This is a genomic window from Pseudomonas sp. YQ_6 (assembly GCF_043103245.1).
Lineage (GTDB): Bacteria > Pseudomonadota > Gammaproteobacteria > Pseudomonadales > Pseudomonadaceae > Aquipseudomonas > Aquipseudomonas alloputida.
The window spans coordinates 243,864-258,882 of the sequence record NZ_JBICJR010000053.1 but is presented as its reverse complement, the minus strand read 5'-3'; the positions used below and the strand labels follow the sequence as shown (position 1 = coordinate 258,882).

General features: G+C 62.7%; 12 protein-coding genes, 3 tRNA genes and 1 pseudogene. 12 read left to right on the top strand and 4 right to left on the bottom strand.

Translation table 11 applies throughout. From position 1 onward, the window contains the following. Nucleotides 1–14: 14 nt before the first annotated feature. Together ACF8FG_RS18415 and ACF8FG_RS18410 are read right to left on the bottom strand one after the other, a co-directional pair. Nucleotides 15–1,325, bottom strand: coding sequence for a C4-dicarboxylate transporter DctA (locus tag ACF8FG_RS18415; protein WP_012053078.1), 1,311 nt, complete (start codon nt 1,323–1,325; stop codon nt 15–17). Between the two features lie 227 nt (nt 1,326–1,552). Beyond that, nucleotides 1,553–1,867, bottom strand: coding sequence for a helix-turn-helix domain-containing protein (locus ACF8FG_RS18410; RefSeq protein ID WP_003250216.1), 315 nt, complete (start codon nt 1,865–1,867; stop codon nt 1,553–1,555). 266 nt (nt 1,868–2,133) lie between these two features. Here ACF8FG_RS18410 and ACF8FG_RS18405 point away from each other — a divergent pair. The 3 genes and pseudogenes from ACF8FG_RS18405 to ACF8FG_RS18395 all read left to right on the top strand — a co-directional run. After that, a pseudogene (locus tag ACF8FG_RS18405) lies at nt 2,134–2,463 on the top strand (PAS domain-containing protein); the annotation flags it as partial. Nucleotides 2,464–2,823: 360 nt separating this feature from the next. After that, nucleotides 2,824–3,699: a methyl-accepting chemotaxis protein gene (locus ACF8FG_RS18400; protein ID WP_392519109.1), complete on the top strand. Its 876-nt coding sequence runs from the start codon at nt 2,824–2,826 to the stop codon at nt 3,697–3,699. Nucleotides 3,700–3,712: 13 nt separating this feature from the next. Beyond that, nucleotides 3,713–5,401, top strand: coding sequence for a bifunctional diguanylate cyclase/phosphodiesterase (locus ACF8FG_RS18395; protein WP_019438684.1), 1,689 nt, complete (start codon nt 3,713–3,715; stop codon nt 5,399–5,401). A 109-nt stretch (nt 5,402–5,510) separates the two neighbouring features. On the opposite strand, the gene ACF8FG_RS18390 is transcribed toward ACF8FG_RS18395, so the two are convergent. After that, a complete protein-coding gene (locus tag ACF8FG_RS18390) occupies nt 5,511–7,259 on the bottom strand; it encodes a sigma-54-dependent Fis family transcriptional regulator (protein ID WP_135198850.1) in 1,749 nt (582 codons plus the stop codon). Nucleotides 7,260–7,482: 223 nt separating this feature from the next. Here ACF8FG_RS18390 and ACF8FG_RS18385 point away from each other — a divergent pair, with 223 nt between their 5' ends. From ACF8FG_RS18385 to ACF8FG_RS18360, 6 genes are read left to right on the top strand one after another with little or no spacing between them, the layout of a single operon-like run. Continuing rightward, a complete protein-coding gene (locus ACF8FG_RS18385; RefSeq protein ID WP_014591686.1) occupies nt 7,483–8,577 on the top strand; it encodes an ABC transporter ATP-binding protein in 1,095 nt (364 codons plus the stop codon). Then, entirely contained in the window at nt 8,577–9,674 is a 1,098-nt protein-coding gene (locus ACF8FG_RS18380) for an ABC transporter ATP-binding protein (protein WP_014591685.1), read from the top strand. The genes ACF8FG_RS18385 and ACF8FG_RS18380 overlap by 1 nt, the downstream gene beginning before the upstream one ends. Continuing rightward, a complete protein-coding gene (locus ACF8FG_RS18375) occupies nt 9,671–10,537 on the top strand; it encodes a carbohydrate ABC transporter permease (RefSeq protein WP_014591684.1) in 867 nt (288 codons plus the stop codon). The genes ACF8FG_RS18380 and ACF8FG_RS18375 overlap by 4 nt, the downstream gene beginning before the upstream one ends. 3 nt (nt 10,538–10,540) lie before the next feature. Next, the gene (locus ACF8FG_RS18370; protein ID WP_003250228.1) at nt 10,541–11,341 is read left to right on the top strand and encodes a carbohydrate ABC transporter permease; all 801 of its coding nucleotides are present in this window, start codon (nt 10,541–10,543) and stop codon (nt 11,339–11,341) included. A gap of 12 nt (nt 11,342–11,353) precedes the next feature. After that, entirely contained in the window at nt 11,354–11,626 is a 273-nt protein-coding gene (locus ACF8FG_RS18365; RefSeq protein ID WP_014591683.1) for a DUF2160 domain-containing protein, read from the top strand. Nucleotides 11,627–11,665: 39 nt separating this feature from the next. Then, nucleotides 11,666–13,405 carry an ABC transporter substrate-binding protein gene (locus ACF8FG_RS18360; protein WP_003250232.1) on the top strand — a complete coding sequence of 580 codons (1,740 nt, stop codon included), beginning with the start codon at nt 11,666–11,668 and terminating at the stop codon, nt 13,403–13,405. Between the two features lie 126 nt (nt 13,406–13,531). On the opposite strand, the gene folD is transcribed toward ACF8FG_RS18360, so the two are convergent. Further along, nucleotides 13,532–14,386, bottom strand: coding sequence for a bifunctional methylenetetrahydrofolate dehydrogenase/methenyltetrahydrofolate cyclohydrolase FolD (gene folD, locus ACF8FG_RS18355; protein ID WP_003250234.1), 855 nt, complete (start codon nt 14,384–14,386; stop codon nt 13,532–13,534). Nucleotides 14,387–14,655: 269 nt separating this feature from the next. Here folD and ACF8FG_RS18350 point away from each other — a divergent pair. The 3 genes from ACF8FG_RS18350 (at nt 14,656) to ACF8FG_RS18340 (ending at nt 14,986) form a co-directional block, all read left to right on the top strand. Continuing rightward, nucleotides 14,656–14,732: transfer RNA gene (locus ACF8FG_RS18350), tRNA-Arg, on the top strand. Nucleotides 14,733–14,773: 41 nt separating this feature from the next. After that, nucleotides 14,774–14,849 (top strand) — tRNA-His (locus tag ACF8FG_RS18345). Between the two features lie 52 nt (nt 14,850–14,901). Continuing rightward, nucleotides 14,902–14,986 (top strand) — tRNA-Leu (locus ACF8FG_RS18340). The last annotated feature ends 33 nt before the right edge of the window (nt 14,987–15,019 follow it).

Here is a 15,019-nt window from a genome sequence, read left to right as displayed (position 1 = left end):
CCGGCCACGTTCGCTCAGAATTCCTGTTGATGGGCGTTGGGTTGCTTGCGTGGCGTGGGGGCAAAGCCAGGCTTGCCGTCGAGTACGTTCTGCGCACGCTCCAGGTCAATGTCCTTCTCCCAACGGGCAATGGCCACGGTGGCCACGCAGTTGCCGATCAGGTTGGTCAACGCCCGGCCGATACCCATGAACCAGTCCACCGCCAGCACCAGTACCAGGCCAACCACAGGGATCGCCGGTACCGCAGTCAGGGTGGCGGCAAGAATCACCAGTGCCGAGCCTGGGATGCCGTGAGCCCCCTTGGAAGTCACCAACGACACCAGCAGGATGGTCAGCAGGTCGGTCATTTCCAGTGGCGTGCCGGTGGCGTTGGCGATGAACACGATCGCCAGGGTGAGGTAGATGGAAAAACCATCGAGGTTGAACGAGTAGCCGGTAGGGATCACCAGACCAACCGTGGAACTGCCGATGCCCAGGTGCTCAAGCTTGCGCATGATCTGTGGCAGCACGGCGTCGGAAGAGGCGGTGCCCAGGACGATGGTCAGCTCTTCACGCAGGTACTTGATCAACGGCAGCAGTTTCAGGCCCGACAGGCGCATGACGGTGCCCAGCACGATCAGCACGAAGCCGGCACAGGTCAGGTAGAACAGCGCCACCAGCCCGCCCAGGTGCTGCAGCGACGCCAGGCCGTACTTGCTGGTGGTGAAGGCGATGGCACCGAACACGCCGATCGGCGCCAGGCGCACGATCATGCCCATGATGCGGAAGATCACATGGCTCAGTTCGTTGATCAGTCGCGAAATGCCGGCGGCCGAGTCACCTACCAGGTTCAGCGCGCTGCCGAACAGCACCGAGAACAGCAGCACCTGAAGAATGTTGTTGTCGGCGAAGGCACCGATCACCGAGGTGGGGATCAGGTCCATGAAGAACGCCGTGGCGCCATGGATGTGCTGGCCGCGCTCGGCCAAGCCGTTGGCATCGGCGGCGGACAGTTGATCCAGGTGAATATTGGCACCGCTGCCAATGCCACTGGTGAAGGCGAACACCAGGCCGATCACCAGCGCCAGGGTAGTCAGCACTTCGAAGTAGATCACTGACTTCAGGCCGATGCGCCCGACCTTTTTCAGGTCACCCGCACCCGAAATGCCGCTGACCACCACGCAGAACACGATCAGGCCGATGAGCATCTTGATCAGCTTGATGAAGCCGTCGCCAAGGGGTTTGAGTTGCAGGGAGAGGTCGGGGAAGCTCAGACCGCAGGCGATGCCGAGGGCAAGGCCGAGTACGACTTGCAGGAAAATCGAACGCGAGCACCATTTGAGCATGGGAGGAGTCTCTGATCGGTGTCCTTGCTTCGGTAGCCGCACGGGGCGAAAGAGCGCAGGACTTAATTATTGTGGTCTTACCGGTTTGTTCAGCGCGAGGCCATAAAAGCGCGAAAAATCCCTGATTGCAAGGATTTTTGGCCTTACCGGTCTGACCAGTTGTGGGGCAATCCGGCCTGCCATGCTCTAGTTCGGTGCGTGCCGTGAAAGGGGGCGCGTGAAATAGCTCAGGGCTTGGCCAGTGCCTGGTCCACCGCTGCAATCAGCTTGCCAAGATCTTTGGGCGGGGCGTTGTGGATGACACCGAACAAGTAGGCGCGCTGCTCCTCTTCGTCGTCCGGTTCAGCGAAGAAGTCCTTGGGCTTGACGCCCAGCACCTGGGCAAAAGCCATGATTGCATCAATGCTGGGGGTGTAGGTGCTGGTTTCGAAACGGCTGATGGTCTTGGGGTCGAAGCCGGTTCGTTCGGCCAGTTGTGCCTGGGTCAGGCCCGCCAGCTTACGGTAGCGGCGCAGGGCGATACCCAAAGCTGATCTCGTCATCGCTTAATTCCCATTTAGAATCAAGAACTTAACGATATCTATCAATGTGGCGCAACGCCATGATCGATCACCTTTGTTTTATTTATGTGATGAATTTCGTAGAATTCATGGCTTGACCGGTCAGTCATCGTCACCTTCCTTGTACCGTTCGGCCCCGTGCCGCAACGGCAGGAAGCGCTTTTGCCCATTGGAACGGATCCTCATGAATCGGTTCCGATGGCCGTCGATGAACTGGGTACCGGCTTGTCATCGAATGGAGTCTCATCGTGCGCCTCAACTTGCCGGTAACCCCGGTCGAGCAACGTTTCCCCCCCGATCAGCGGCTGATTTCTGCTACCGATACCGCCAGCCTGATCACCTACTGCAACCCAGAGTTTGCCGCCATCAGTGGCTACAGCGAGGCCGAACTGGTCGGCAGCCCGCACAACCTCGTGCGCCATCCGGACATGCCGCCGGCGGTGTACGAGTTGATGTGGCGCTACCTGAAGGCCGGCAAGAGCTGGATGGGTATCGTCAAGAACCGCTGCCGTAACGGCGACTACTACTGGGTCAATGCCTACGTCACGCCCATCCTCGAAGGTGGGCGGGTCGTGGGTTACGAGTCGGTGCGCGTATGCCCTACGCGCGAGCAAGTAGCCCGTGCCGAAGCCTTGTATGCGCGGCTGCGCAACGGCCAGGCGGCATTGTCGGCGCCGCGCCGGCTGAGCTTGCTGACGCAGGCCTTGGCCTTGCCACTGGCCGGTGGGCTGCTGGCGGTGGGGGTCAACCAGCTGTGGCCTGGCCTGGTGGGGCAGGGGCTGACCCTGGGGCTGTTCGTGGCCTGCGGCCTGTGGGCGCGCAATGCCCTCGGGCGGCAGCTGCAGCAGATTGTGCAGGGTGCCGAAGGTGCCTTCGCCGACCCGGTTGCAGCCTTGACCTACAGCGACCTGTCGGGTGCTGCCGGGCAGTTGCAACTGATGCTGATCAGCGAAGAGGCACGTCTGAAAACCGCATTGACGCGGCTAAGCGATCTGGCCGGGCAAATGGCCGTGGCCGCTCGCGATGCCGGGCAGTTGTCGCGCAGCACCGAGGCGGCATTGCTGGAGCAGCGTGCCGAAACCGACCTGAGCGCCACTGCAATGAACCAGATGGCCGCCTCCATTGGCGAAGTCGCCAACCACGTGCAGTTGACCGCCGCCGAGGCACACACGGCGCACCTGCTGGCCGAGCAAGGTAGCCAGGTGGCCGATGCCAGCGGCACGGCCATTCGTAACTTGGCCAGCACTGTGACGCAGATCAACCAGGCGGTCAGCCACCTGGCGGGTCAGACCGGCGCCATCGCCGAGGCAGCCGGGATGATCCGCGGCATTGCCGAGCAAACCAATCTGCTGGCCCTCAACGCCGCCATCGAGGCTGCCCGTGCGGGCGAGCAGGGCCGGGGCTTTGCCGTGGTCGCCGACGAGGTGCGGGCACTGGCCGACAAGACCCGCCAGTCCACCCTGCACATCCAGGCCATCATCGATGCCCTGCGCAGTGGCGCCGAGGAAGCCGTAGCGATCGCCAGCCGAGGCATCGACGGTGCCGAGCAAGGCGTTGCCCAGGTGCAGGAAGCCCGGCAGGCGCTGCATGGCATTCGTGACGCGGTACAGCGCATCAGCGACATGAGCCAGCAGATGGCCACCGCCTCGCAGCAGCAGTCGGCGGTGGCAGAAGATGTTTCGCGGCAGATCAACGGCGTAGCCGGTATTGCCCAGCACAGCGCCAATAGCGCCAACGCTGCCGCCTCGCGCGGCACCGAACTGGAACACGTGTGCGCCGGATTGCGCGCCCTGGTGGAGCGCTTCAACCGCTAAGGCAGGATGCTTTATGGATGATAACTATCGCGCGGCCGTGGACGCGGCCGCAATTTTCTCGGAAACCGACCTGCGTGGGAACATCACCTACGTCAATCAGCAGTTCTGCAGCATCTCGGGCTACAGCCGTGAGGAACTGCTGGGGGCCAACCACCGCATACTCAATTCCGGGCTGCATGAACCGACGTTCTTTGTCGGCATGTGGCGGGCTTTGGTCGCCGGGCGGGTGTGGAAGGGCGAAATCTGCAACCGGTCCAAGGACGGTTCGTTGTACTGGGTCGACAGCACCATGGTGCCACTGGTCGATCCGCTGACAGGCCAGGTGCGCAAGTATGTGTCGATCCGCTTTGACGTCACGGAGAAGCGCCAGCTGCTGCATACCTTGCAGTGGCGGGTGGGCCACGATGTGCTCACCGGCCTGCCCAACCGCGCCTACCTGTCCGACCTTCTGAACCAGGCCCTGGCCTACTCGCGCCGCGAAGGCATCTCGCTGGCGGTGTGCATGCTCGACCTGGATGGTTTCAAGGCGGTCAACGACGGCTACGGGCATGCCGTAGGTGACCTGCTGCTGGTGGAAGTGGCGCAGCGCTTGAAGAGTATCCTGCGTGGTGGGGATGCCGTGGCCCGGCTGTCGGGCGACGAATTCGTGCTGACCCTGCGCGACGTCGACGATGAGCACCAGCTGCATGCAGCCCTGCAGCGGGTATTGCGTGCATTGGCGGCGCCTTGTGTGGTGCGTGAGCATACGCTGTCGCTCAGCGCCAGTATCGGCGTGACCCTGTACCCGCAGGATGACGAAGATGCCGACACCCTGGTGCGCCACGCCGACCAGGCCATGTATGTGGCCAAGCAGCGCGGGCGCAACCGTTACCACCTGTTCGACGTGTCGCAGGAACAGGAACTCAAGGCCACCCACCAGACCGTGGCGCGCGTGCGCCGGGCGCTGCGCAACGGTGAGCTGTGTCTTTACTACCAGCCCAAGGTCAACCTGCGCAGTGGCAAGGTGCTGGGCTTCGAGGGTTTATTGCGCTGGCAGCGGCCAGGCCGTGGCGTGGTGCCGCCTGGTGATTTCCTGCCCTGGGTAGAGCAGACCGACCTGATCGTCGAAATTGGCGAGTGGGTGATCGGGCAGGCGTTGAGCCAGTTGCAGGCCTGGCAGCGCCAAGGGCAGCCCTGGTCGCTGAGCGTGAATATCGCCGCGCGGCATTTGCAGCGCAGTGACTTTGCCGAGCGCCTGCAGCAGCTGCTGGCAGCGTACCCGGCGGTGGACCCGGCGCTGCTGGATCTGGAAATCGTCGAGTCGGTTGCCATCGACAACCTGCAGCATGTCAGCCGTTGCCTGGATGCTTGCCGTGCGCTGGGTGTGCGTTTCTCGCTGGACGATTTCGGCACCGGTTATTCGTCCTTGAGTTACCTGAAACGCTTGCCGACCCAGACGATCAAGATCGACCAGTCGTTCGTGCGTGACATCCTTCATGACCAGGACGATCTGGCGCTGACCGAGGCGGTGATCGGCCTGGCGCGGGCGTTTGGCCGCGAGGTGATTGCCGAGGGGCTGGAGAGTGTCGAGCACGGCCGGGTGCTGATGGGCCTGGGCTGCGAGCTGGCGCAGGGTTACTGCATCGCCCGGCCGATGCCCGCCAGTGACGTGCAAGCCTGGGCACAGGCCTACCGGCAGCCAGTGCAGTGGCGTGACCCTTGAAGGCCATCAGCGGGCCGTGGTCTTGACCTGCACGGGGGGGCGCCACCTGCTTATCGATCAGGGGTGGCTTCGAAGAGCTGCTGTGCGGCGCGCTTCAGGGCCGATCGAGTCATCGCTCACGCAACCGCTTGTACAGTGTGGTGCGGCTGATTCCCAGTCGGCGGGCCACCGCCGACAGGTTGCCATTGGCTTGCTCGACCAGGCTCTGCAGGTCCGTCTCTTCAGCCGCTATCGGCACCGGTATTTTCGACTCGGCCAGAAAGCCCGCAGGAAGGTGCTCGACGCCGACCGGCCCGTTGGCCGCCAGGGCCAGCGCGACCTGTAGCACACTCACCAGTTCGCGCAGGTTGCCCGGCCAGGGGTGTTGATCGAACAGGTCGATAATGGCCGGGGGCAGCCGCGCAGGTTGCCCGGGCTCGCGGTAGCGGGCATGCACCTGCTCAATCAGCTGGCGCCGGTCACCGCGTTCGCGCAGGGGAGGCAGCACCAGCGTCAGGCCGGCGATGCGGTAGTACAGGTCCTGGCGAAAGCGCCCGGCGCGCACTTCTTCGGCCAGGTTGCGATTGCTCGCCGACACCACGCGGATATCCACCGGCACCGGTTCGCCACTGCCCAGCGGCTGGATGCTGCGCGACTGCAGTACGCGCAGCAGGCGGGCCTGGGTGGGCAGTGGCATGTCGCCAATTTCATCCAGAAACAGGATGCCGTGGTCGGCCTTGCGGATCAGCCCCGGGTTGCCCTTGTGGTGGGCGCCGGTGAACGCGCCTTTGTCATAACCGAACAGTTCCGACTCCACCAGTTCGGCCGGGATCGCCGCACAGTTTACGGCGACCAGCGGCTGCCTGGCGCGGCTGCTGGCCCGGTGCAGGGTGTCGACGAACACTTCTTTGCCTACGCCTGTTTCGCCCTCCACCAACACCGGGATGTCCTTTTCCAATAGCAGGCCGGCTTGTATCAAGGCTTTTTCCAGGCGCGGCTCGGCACTGCCGGCTTCGGGGCGGCGAGTGGTTTCGCGTGGGGGGTGCCACTGGCAGTGAAAGCGGTTGCGCCCGGTGGCCTGCAGGGCGAAGGGCTGTTGTCGGGGATGGCTGAGCAGCTGTTGCAGGGGTAACTGGAACAGTTGCTCGATGTTTTGCTGCAGCGGGTTTACGCCAAGCAGGCTATCGGCCCGGTGATTGGCGGCCAACACCTGTCCGCGTTCATCGAACACCAGCAAGCCGGCCCAAGGGCTGTCGAGGTTGTCGGAGGCGCTGTTGAAGATCAGTTGTGCATGCTGGTCAGCATGTTCGGCGAGGATCAGGCGGTTCTCCAGGCTCTGGCCCATCATGCGCACCAGCCCAAGCGTCTGGCTGGCCGGCAGGTAGCCGTCGCTGGCTACGTCGAGCACCCCGACCAGCTGCCGTGCGGCGTCGAACAGGGGGGCGGCGGCGCTGGACATGTAGCGGTTCTGGCGCAGGAAGTGTTCGTCCTGGCCGACGTGAACCGCTTCGGCGCAAATCAGTGTGGTGCCCAGGGCGTTGGTGCCGACGCCACGTTCGTGCCAATGGGCGCCGGCGCTGAAACCATGGTGCTGGCGCGGTTCGATGAAACGCCGCGAGCCCCAGCTGTCGAGCAGGCAGCCACTGGCATCGGCCAGCATCACCAGGTAGCTGGCGTTACCCAAGAGGTGCGCATAGTGCGGTAGCACTTCCTCGCGGGTCAGGCGCAGCAGGTTTTGGCGCCGCTCCAGCAGGGCACTGAGCTCGGCGCGGGACAGGCAGTCAAAGTCTGGCGCATGCTGCGGCTGCAGGCCGTGGGCGCGGCAGCGGTCCCAGGACGCCTGGATCAGTTGGGCGTGGGTCGAAGTGGATGCGGCCATGGGCCTGTCCTGTGTGATTGTTGTCATGGGTCGACCGCCGTTCAGTGTTGTTCACGGCTGTTCATTGTCAAACTGGCCAGTGTCCAGTTGTGCAGCGATTGTGTTCACGTGCGAGCCCGCGATTTGCCAGCGCTGCCACCCGGGCCCCGAACCAGAGCATCGGGCAAGGATTGGCACGGAACTGGCTGTACTCGGCAGACAACAATCACAAAAAGGCCACGCCATGTCCCTGGTGCTGGAGCAGGTCAGCCGTAGCGTCGACAACCAGCCGTGGATCGTCGATGCATCACTGCGTTTCGAGCCCGGTTCGTTCAATGTGCTGCTGGGTCGCACCCTGGCCGGCAAGACCAGCCTGATGCGCCTGATGGCCGGGCTGGACCGTCCGGACCGGGGGCGGGTGCTGATGGATGGCCAGGACGTCACCGGTGTGCCGGTGCGTCAGCGCAATGTGTCGATGGTTTATCAGCAATTCATCAATTACCCGACCTTGAGCGTGTACGAAAACATCGCCTCGCCGCTGCGCCAGGCGCGCATGGCCGAGGACCAGATCCGACGGCGGGTGCAGGAAACTGCCGAGATGCTACGCATCGAAACCTACCTGCAACGCCTGCCACTGGAGCTCTCCGGTGGCCAGCAGCAACGCACGGCGATGGCCAGGGCACTGGTCAAGGATGCCTCGTTGATCCTCTTCGACGAGCCATTGGTCAACCTCGACTACAAGTTGCGCGAAGGCCTGCGCCAGGAGCTGCGCGAGCTGTTCGCGGCGCGCCATTGCATTGCTGTGTACGCCACCACCGAGCCCAACGAGGCGCTGGCACTGGGCGGCACCACCACGCTTGTGCACGAGGGCCGTATCGTGCAGAGCGGGCCCACCGCCGAGGTCTATCAGCGCCCCAGCAGCGTGCTGGCTGCCGAGCTGTTTTCCGAGCCGCCGATCAACCTGGTGTCTGGCCGTATCACGGGTAACGAGGTGAGCCTGGCCCAGACCGTGCACTTCGCCCGCAATGCCGACCTGGAGCCGCTGGCCGAGGGGGACTACCGTTTCGGCGTGCGCCCCAGTCATATCGCGCTGGTGCCGGCCCACGACGATGACCTGGAGCTTGCGGTGCTGGTGGAGTTGGCCGAGATCAGTGGGTCAGAAACATTTCTGCATGTGCGCAACGAATACTGGCGCATGGTGCTGCACCTTCCCGGGGTGCACGAATACCAGGTGGACACGCCGATACGCGTGTTCATCCCCACGCACAAGCTGTTCGTTTTCGACAGCGCCGGGGTGTTGGTGCAGGCCCCGGGGCTGCGCCAGGCAAGGAGAGGGTGATGGCCGAAATCCGCCTGCGCCAGCTGGCGCACAGTTACAGCCGCCAGCCCGCCAGCGAGGCAGACTATGCCCTGCACGCACTCGAGCATGTGTGGGAGCAGGGCGGTGCCTATGCGTTGCTCGGGCCGTCAGGCTGCGGCAAGTCGACCTTGCTCAATATCATTTCCGGGCTGCTGACGCCGTCTCATGGCGAGGTGCTGTTCGACGGCAAGCCGGTCAACCAGCTGTCCCCGCAGGCGCGCAATATCGCCCAGGTGTTTCAGTTCCCGGTGGTGTACGACACCATGACGGTGTTCGACAACCTGGCCTTCCCCTTGCGCAACCAGGGGCTCGATGAGGCCCGGGTGCATGCCCGGGTGGAAGAAATTGCCGAAGTACTCGAACTGACTGCCGTGTTGCGCAAGAAGGCACGCAACCTCACCGCCGATGAAAAGCAGAAAGTCTCCATGGGGCGTGGCCTGGTGCGCGATGACGTGTCGGCGATCCTGTTCGACGAGCCGCTGACGGTGATCGACCCGCATCTGAAGTGGAAACTGCGGCGCAAGCTGAAGCAGATTCATGAGCAGTTCAATATCACCATGATCTACGTCACCCACGACCAGTTGGAGGCCTCCACCTTCGCCGACAAGATCGCGGTGATGCACGGCGGACGCATCGTCCAGTTCGGCACGCCGCGCGAGCTGTTCGAGCGACCGCGGCATACGTTCGTCGGTTATTTCATCGGTAGCCCGGGCATGAACTTGATCGACGTGCGTGCCGAGGCGGGCGCAGTGGTGTTCGGCGATGTCCAGCTGGTGCTGCCCGATGGCCTGTGCGAGCGCCTGGCTGCATTGGCGGGCGGGCGGCTGCAGTTGGGCATTCGCCCGGAGTTCGTGCAGCTGTGGGACAGCCCGTTCGAGGGGGCCTACCCGGCGCGGGTGCTGGACGTCGAAGACCTGGGTACGTATCGCATCGTCACCCTCGAGCTGGGCGGGGTCGCGCTCAAGGCGAGGCTGGGCGAGGACCGCCCGTTGCCTGTGGGCCAGGCCTGGGTCAGCCTGCCGGCGCAGTGGCTGATGCTGTACGTCGACGATGTGCTGCTGGAGGCCGGGCCATGAACAACAAGGTGGCGAACAACAAGGCCTGGTGGCTGGTGCTGCCGGTGTTCCTGCTGGTCGCGTTCAGCGCGGTGGTGCCGATGATGACGGTGGTCAACTACTCGGTGCAGGACATCTTCGACCAATCCAGCCGCTACTTCGTCGGTGCCGACTGGTACCGCCAGGTACTGCGCGACCCGGCGCTGCACGACGCATTGCTGCGCCAGTTCATTTACTCGGCCTGCGTCCTGCTGATCGAAATTCCGTTGGGTATAGGCATCGCCCTGGCCATGCCAACCAAAGGCCGTATGGCCTCGGTGTGCCTGATCGTCATGGCTATCCCGTTGCTGATCCCGTGGAACGTGGTCGGCACTATCTGGCAGATTTTTGGCCGTGCCGACATCGGCCTGCTCGGCGCTTCCCTGGCCAAGCTCGGGGTCAGCTACAACTACGCCGGTGACCCGTTCGATGCCTGGCTCACCGTGCTGGTGATGGATGTGTGGCACTGGACTTCGTTGGTGGCTTTGCTGTGCTATTCGGGGCTGCGTGCGATCCCCGACGTTTACTACCAGGCCGCGCGCATCGATCGGGCCTCGGGCTGGGCGGTGTTTCGCCATATCCAGTTGCCCAAGCTCAAGAACGTGCTGGTGATCGCGTTGATGCTGCGCTTCATGGACAGTTTCATGATCTACACCGAGCCGTTCGTGCTGACCGGCGGCGGGCCAGGCAACGCGACCACGTTCCTCAGCCAGACCCTCACGCGTATGGCTGTAGGGCAGTTCGACCTGGGGCCGGCGGCAGCGTTTTCACTGGTGTACTTCCTGATCATCCTGCTGGTGTCATGGCTGTTCTACACAGCCATGACCCACGCCGACAAGGACTAGGCCATGAGCACACGCAAATCAATGGCCCTGCTGCTGTACTTCTTCTTCCTGCTGGTGCCGATCTACTGGTTGCTGAACATGTCGTTCAAGAGCAACGCCGAGATCCTTGGCGGCCTGACCCTGTGGCCGCAGGCGTTCACGCTCGACAACTACCGAGTGATCTTCACCGACGCCAGCTGGTACAGCGGCTACATCAACTCGCTGTACTACGTGTGCCTGAACACGCTGATTTCACTGCTCGTGGCGTTGCCCGCGGCCTATGCTTTCTCGCGCTACCGCTTTCTCGGCGACCGCCACCTGTTCTTCTGGCTGCTGACCAACCGCATGGCGCCACCGGCGGTGTTCCTGCTGCCGTTCTTCCAGTTGTACTCGTCGATCGGGCTGTTCGATACCCACATTGCCGTGGCGCTGGCCCATTGCCTGTTCAACGTACCGCTGGCGGTGTGGATCCTGGAGGGTTTCATGTCGGGCGTGCCAAGGGAAATCGACGAAACCGCCTACATCGACGGTTACAGTTTTCCGCGCTTCTTCGTGAAGATCTTCATACCGCTGATTGGCTCTGGCATCGGCGTCACGGCGTTTTTCTGTTTCATGTTCTCTTGGGTCGAACTGCTGCTGGCGCGCACCCTGACCTCGGTGAATGCCAAGCCGATTGCCGCGGTGATGACCCGCACAGTGTCGGCATCGGGCATCGACTGGGGTGTGCTGGCGGCGGCGGGAGTGCTGACCATCTTGCCGGGCATGCTGGTGATCTGGTTCGTGCGCAATCATGTGGCCAAGGGCTTCGCCCTGGGCCGGGTGTGAGGAGGGCAACGCATGGATTGGATGGCCTGGACCCTGCCGACAGCGCTGTTCTTCGCCGCTGTGGGCCTCTTGCTGCTGGGCATGACCCTGCTTGAACTGCGTCGCCCCTGCGTAGAGCGACGGGGCTTTTTGCCGCTGGTCACCAGCCGTGGTGACCGTTTGTTCATCGGCCTGCTGGCCAGCGCCTACCTGCACCTGCTGGTGGTCGGTGTCAGCGACTGGCCATTGTGGGTGGCCTCGCTGCTGTCGCTGGCGTGGCTGGCGGTGGTGTTGCGCTGGGGCTGAGCGAGCGGCCCTGTGGGATAACTGAAACGGGAGATCACAATGTTCGACAACAAACACAACAGGCGACATTTGACCCTGGCCGCGTTGCTGGTACTGGCCAGCGTGCAAGGCACAGCCTGGGCCGACCAGTACGAAGAGGCGGCAAAGAAATGGATCGGCAGCGAGTTCAAGCCTTCGACCCTTACCCCCGAACAGCAGTTGGCCGAATTGCAGTGGTTCATCAAGGCAGCCGAGCCGTTTCGCGGGATGAAGATCAACGTTGTGTCGGAAACCATCACCACCCATGAATACGAATCCAAGGTGCTGGCCAAGGCTTTCAGTGAGATCACCGGCATCCAGCTGACCCACGACCTGCTGCAGGAAGGCGACGTGGTGGAAAAACTGCAGACGCAGATGCAGTCGGACAAGAACATCTATGACGGCTGGGTCAACGACTCCGACCTGATCGGTACGCACTTTCGCTACGGCAAAGTGGAATCGATCACCGACCTGATGGCCAACGAGGGCAAAGCCTACACCTCGCCGACCCTCGACCTGAAGGACTTCATCGGAATTTCCTTCACCACCGCGCCCGATGGCAAGGTCTACCAACTGCCCGACCAGCAGTTCGCCAACCTGTACTGGTTCCGCGCCGACTGGTTCGAACGGCCTGAGTTGAAGGCCAGGTTCAAAGAGAAGTACGGCTATGAACTGGGGGTGCCAGTGAACTGGTCGGCGTACGAGGACATTGCCAAATTCTTCACCGAAGACGTCAAGGAGATCGACGGCAAGCGCGTCTACGGGCACATGGACTATGGAAAGAAAGACCCGTCCCTGGGCTGGCGCTTCACCGATGCCTGGTTCTCGATGGCCGGCGGCGGCGACAAGGGCCTGCCCAATGGTTTGCCGGTCGATGAATGGGGCATTCGCGTGGAGGACTGCCATCCGGTGGGTTCCAGCGTGACCCGCGGCGGCGATACCAATGGGCCGGCCGCCGTCTATGCCACGCAGAAGTACGTGGACTGGATGCGTGCTTACGCGCCCAAGGAAGCGCAGGGCATGACATTCTCCGAAGCCGGCCCTGTGCCGGCGCAAGGCAACATTGCCCAGCAGATATTCTGGTACACCGCGTTCACCGCCGACATGACGAAGCCCGGCTTGCCGGTTGTGAATGCCGACGGCACGCCGAAGTGGCGCATGGCGCCTTCACCGAAGGGGCCATACTGGGAAGAGGGTATGAAACTCGGCTACCAGGACACCGGCTCGTGGACCTTCTTCAAGTCCACCCCCGAGAAGCAACGCTTGGCGGCGTGGCTGTACGCCCAGTTCGTCACCTCAAAGACCGTATCGCTGAAAAAGACCATCGTCGGCCTGACGCCGATTCGTGAGTCGGACATCAACTCCCAGGCCATGACCGAGTTGGCGCCCAAGCTCGGTGGGCTGGTGGAGTTCTATCGCAGCCCTGCGCGGGTGCAGTGGACGCCGACCGGCACCAACGTGCCGGACTACCCGCGGTTGGCGCAATTGTGGTGGAGCCATATCGCCGAAGTCGCCAGTGGCGAAAAGACCCCGCAGGAAGCCCTGGATGGGCTGGCCCGCGACCAGGACCGCATGATGGAGCGCCTGCAACGCTCCAACGCCCAGGCGACGTGTGCACCCAAGCTGAATCCGGAGAAGGATGCCCAGTACTGGTTCGACCAGCCGGGTGCGCCGAAAGCCAAGCTGGCCAACGAAAAGCCCATGGGCGAGACAGTCAGCTACAACGAACTGCTGAAGTCCTGGGAGGCGGCCAGGAAGTGATCGGCTGAACACCGTGGTGGTTTCACCGACCGGGGGGGCCGTGCAACCGCTCGCTCGCGAAGAGGCCATTAGTCACGGGCAAAAAAAACGGCACCTGTAAGGGTGCCGTTTTTGCATCACGCGGTATTACTTGTGCAGCTCTTCTGCCGCATACAGCGTGTTCTCCAGCAGGCACGCCCGGGTCATCGGCCCGACGCCGCCGGGCACTGGTGTGATCCAGCCGGCGCGTGGCAGGGCAGTCTCGTAGACCACGTCGCCGACCAGCTTGCCGTCTTCCTGGCGGTTGATGCCCACGTCGATGACGATGGCGCCTTCCTTGACCCACTCACCTTTGACCAGGCCCGGCTTGCCGGCAGCCACGACCACCAGGTCGGCACGCCCGACATGGCCGGCCAGGTCCTTGGTGAAGCGGTGGCAGACCGTCACGGTGCAGCCGGCCAGCAGCAGCTCCATGGCCATCGGGCGGCCAACGATGTTGGACGCGCCGACGATCACCGCGTTCATGCCGTACAGGTCCTGGCCGGTGCTTTCCAGCAGGGTCATGATGCCTTTCGGTGTGCACGGGCGCAGCAGTGGAATACGCTGGGCCAGGCGGCCGATGTTGTACGGATGGAAGCCGTCCACATCCTTGTCCGGGCGAATGCGCTCAAGCAGCAACGAGGCGTCCAGGTGCGCCGGCAGCGGCAGTTGCAGCAGGATGCCGTCGACGGCCGGGTCGTCATTGAGACGGTCGATCAGCTCGGTCAGGGCTTGTTGCGTGGTCTCGCTGGGCAGGTCGAAAGCCTGCGAAATGAAGCCGACCTCTTCGCAGTCCTTGCGCTTGTGCGAGACATAGACTTGGGAGGCGGGGTCGGTGCCGACCAGGATCACTGCCAGGCCCGGCGTACGCAGGCCTTGCTGGCGACGCTCCACGACACGTTGAGCGATCTGCTGGCGCAGGCTGGCGGCGATAGCCTTGCCATCGATTAGGTGTGCAGTCATAGACGCGTGATTAACCATCGAGAAGGAACAATAAAGAACGTGCATTCTCGCACGACATGGGCCAAGGGCAAAGGCGGGTGGTCGGGCAAATCCCCTAACCCCTTAAATAATTTAAATTTTTTCGAAAAAGGTGTTGACGACTTTCGGGGTCGACTATAAGATTCGCCGCACTTGTCGGGCACAGCCTAGCACTGGTTGGCTAAGTCGGGCAGAATGAGTGGTTTAACAGTTCCTTGTTAGCGTCTCGTTCGGTTAGGCTTCAAGCTTAAGCGCCCGTAGCTCAGCTGGATAGAGCATCCGCCTTCTAAGCGGATGGTCGCAGGTTCGAGTCCTGCCGGGTGCGCCATTAGGCAGCTTTGGCAAGCAAGTAGGCTGTAATGCAATATGGTGGGCGTAGCTCAGTTGGTAGAGCGCTGGATTGTGATTCCAGTTGTCGTGGGTTCGATTCCCATCGTCCACCCCATATTTTTCAAGGGCGCCTCGATAGCATCTGGCGCCTTTGTTTTAAGCGTTACGCGGACGTGGTGAAATTGGTAGACACACTGGATTTAGGTTCCAGCGGCGCAAGCTGTAAGAGTTCGAGTCTCTTCGTCCGCACCATGCTTCTGTAAGGTAGTACTGCAAGACCGCAAT

What these genes read in the sequence shown, in the direction of transcription:
- ACF8FG_RS18360 (WP_003250232.1), top strand. Translation starts at nt 11,666, where the DNA reads ATGTTCGACAACAAACACAACAGGCGACATTTGACCCTGGCCGCGTTG.
- folD (WP_003250234.1), bottom strand. Translation starts at nt 14,386, where the DNA reads ATGACTGCACACCTAATCGATGGCAAGGCTATCGCCGCCAGCCTGCGC.
- ACF8FG_RS18400 (WP_392519109.1), top strand. Translation starts at nt 2,824, where the DNA reads ATGCTGATCAGCGAAGAGGCACGTCTGAAAACCGCATTGACGCGGCTA.
- ACF8FG_RS18415 (WP_012053078.1), bottom strand. Translation starts at nt 1,325, where the DNA reads ATGCTCAAATGGTGCTCGCGTTCGATTTTCCTGCAAGTCGTACTCGGC.
- ACF8FG_RS18370 (WP_003250228.1), top strand. Translation starts at nt 10,541, where the DNA reads ATGAGCACACGCAAATCAATGGCCCTGCTGCTGTACTTCTTCTTCCTG.
- ACF8FG_RS18380 (WP_014591685.1), top strand. Translation starts at nt 8,577, where the DNA reads ATGGCCGAAATCCGCCTGCGCCAGCTGGCGCACAGTTACAGCCGCCAG.
- ACF8FG_RS18385 (WP_014591686.1), top strand. Translation starts at nt 7,483, where the DNA reads ATGTCCCTGGTGCTGGAGCAGGTCAGCCGTAGCGTCGACAACCAGCCG.
- ACF8FG_RS18365 (WP_014591683.1), top strand. Translation starts at nt 11,354, where the DNA reads ATGGATTGGATGGCCTGGACCCTGCCGACAGCGCTGTTCTTCGCCGCT.
- ACF8FG_RS18390 (WP_135198850.1), bottom strand. Translation starts at nt 7,259, where the DNA reads ATGGCCGCATCCACTTCGACCCACGCCCAACTGATCCAGGCGTCCTGG.
- ACF8FG_RS18395 (WP_019438684.1), top strand. Translation starts at nt 3,713, where the DNA reads ATGGATGATAACTATCGCGCGGCCGTGGACGCGGCCGCAATTTTCTCG.
- ACF8FG_RS18410 (WP_003250216.1), bottom strand. Translation starts at nt 1,867, where the DNA reads ATGACGAGATCAGCTTTGGGTATCGCCCTGCGCCGCTACCGTAAGCTG.
- ACF8FG_RS18375 (WP_014591684.1), top strand. Translation starts at nt 9,671, where the DNA reads ATGAACAACAAGGTGGCGAACAACAAGGCCTGGTGGCTGGTGCTGCCG.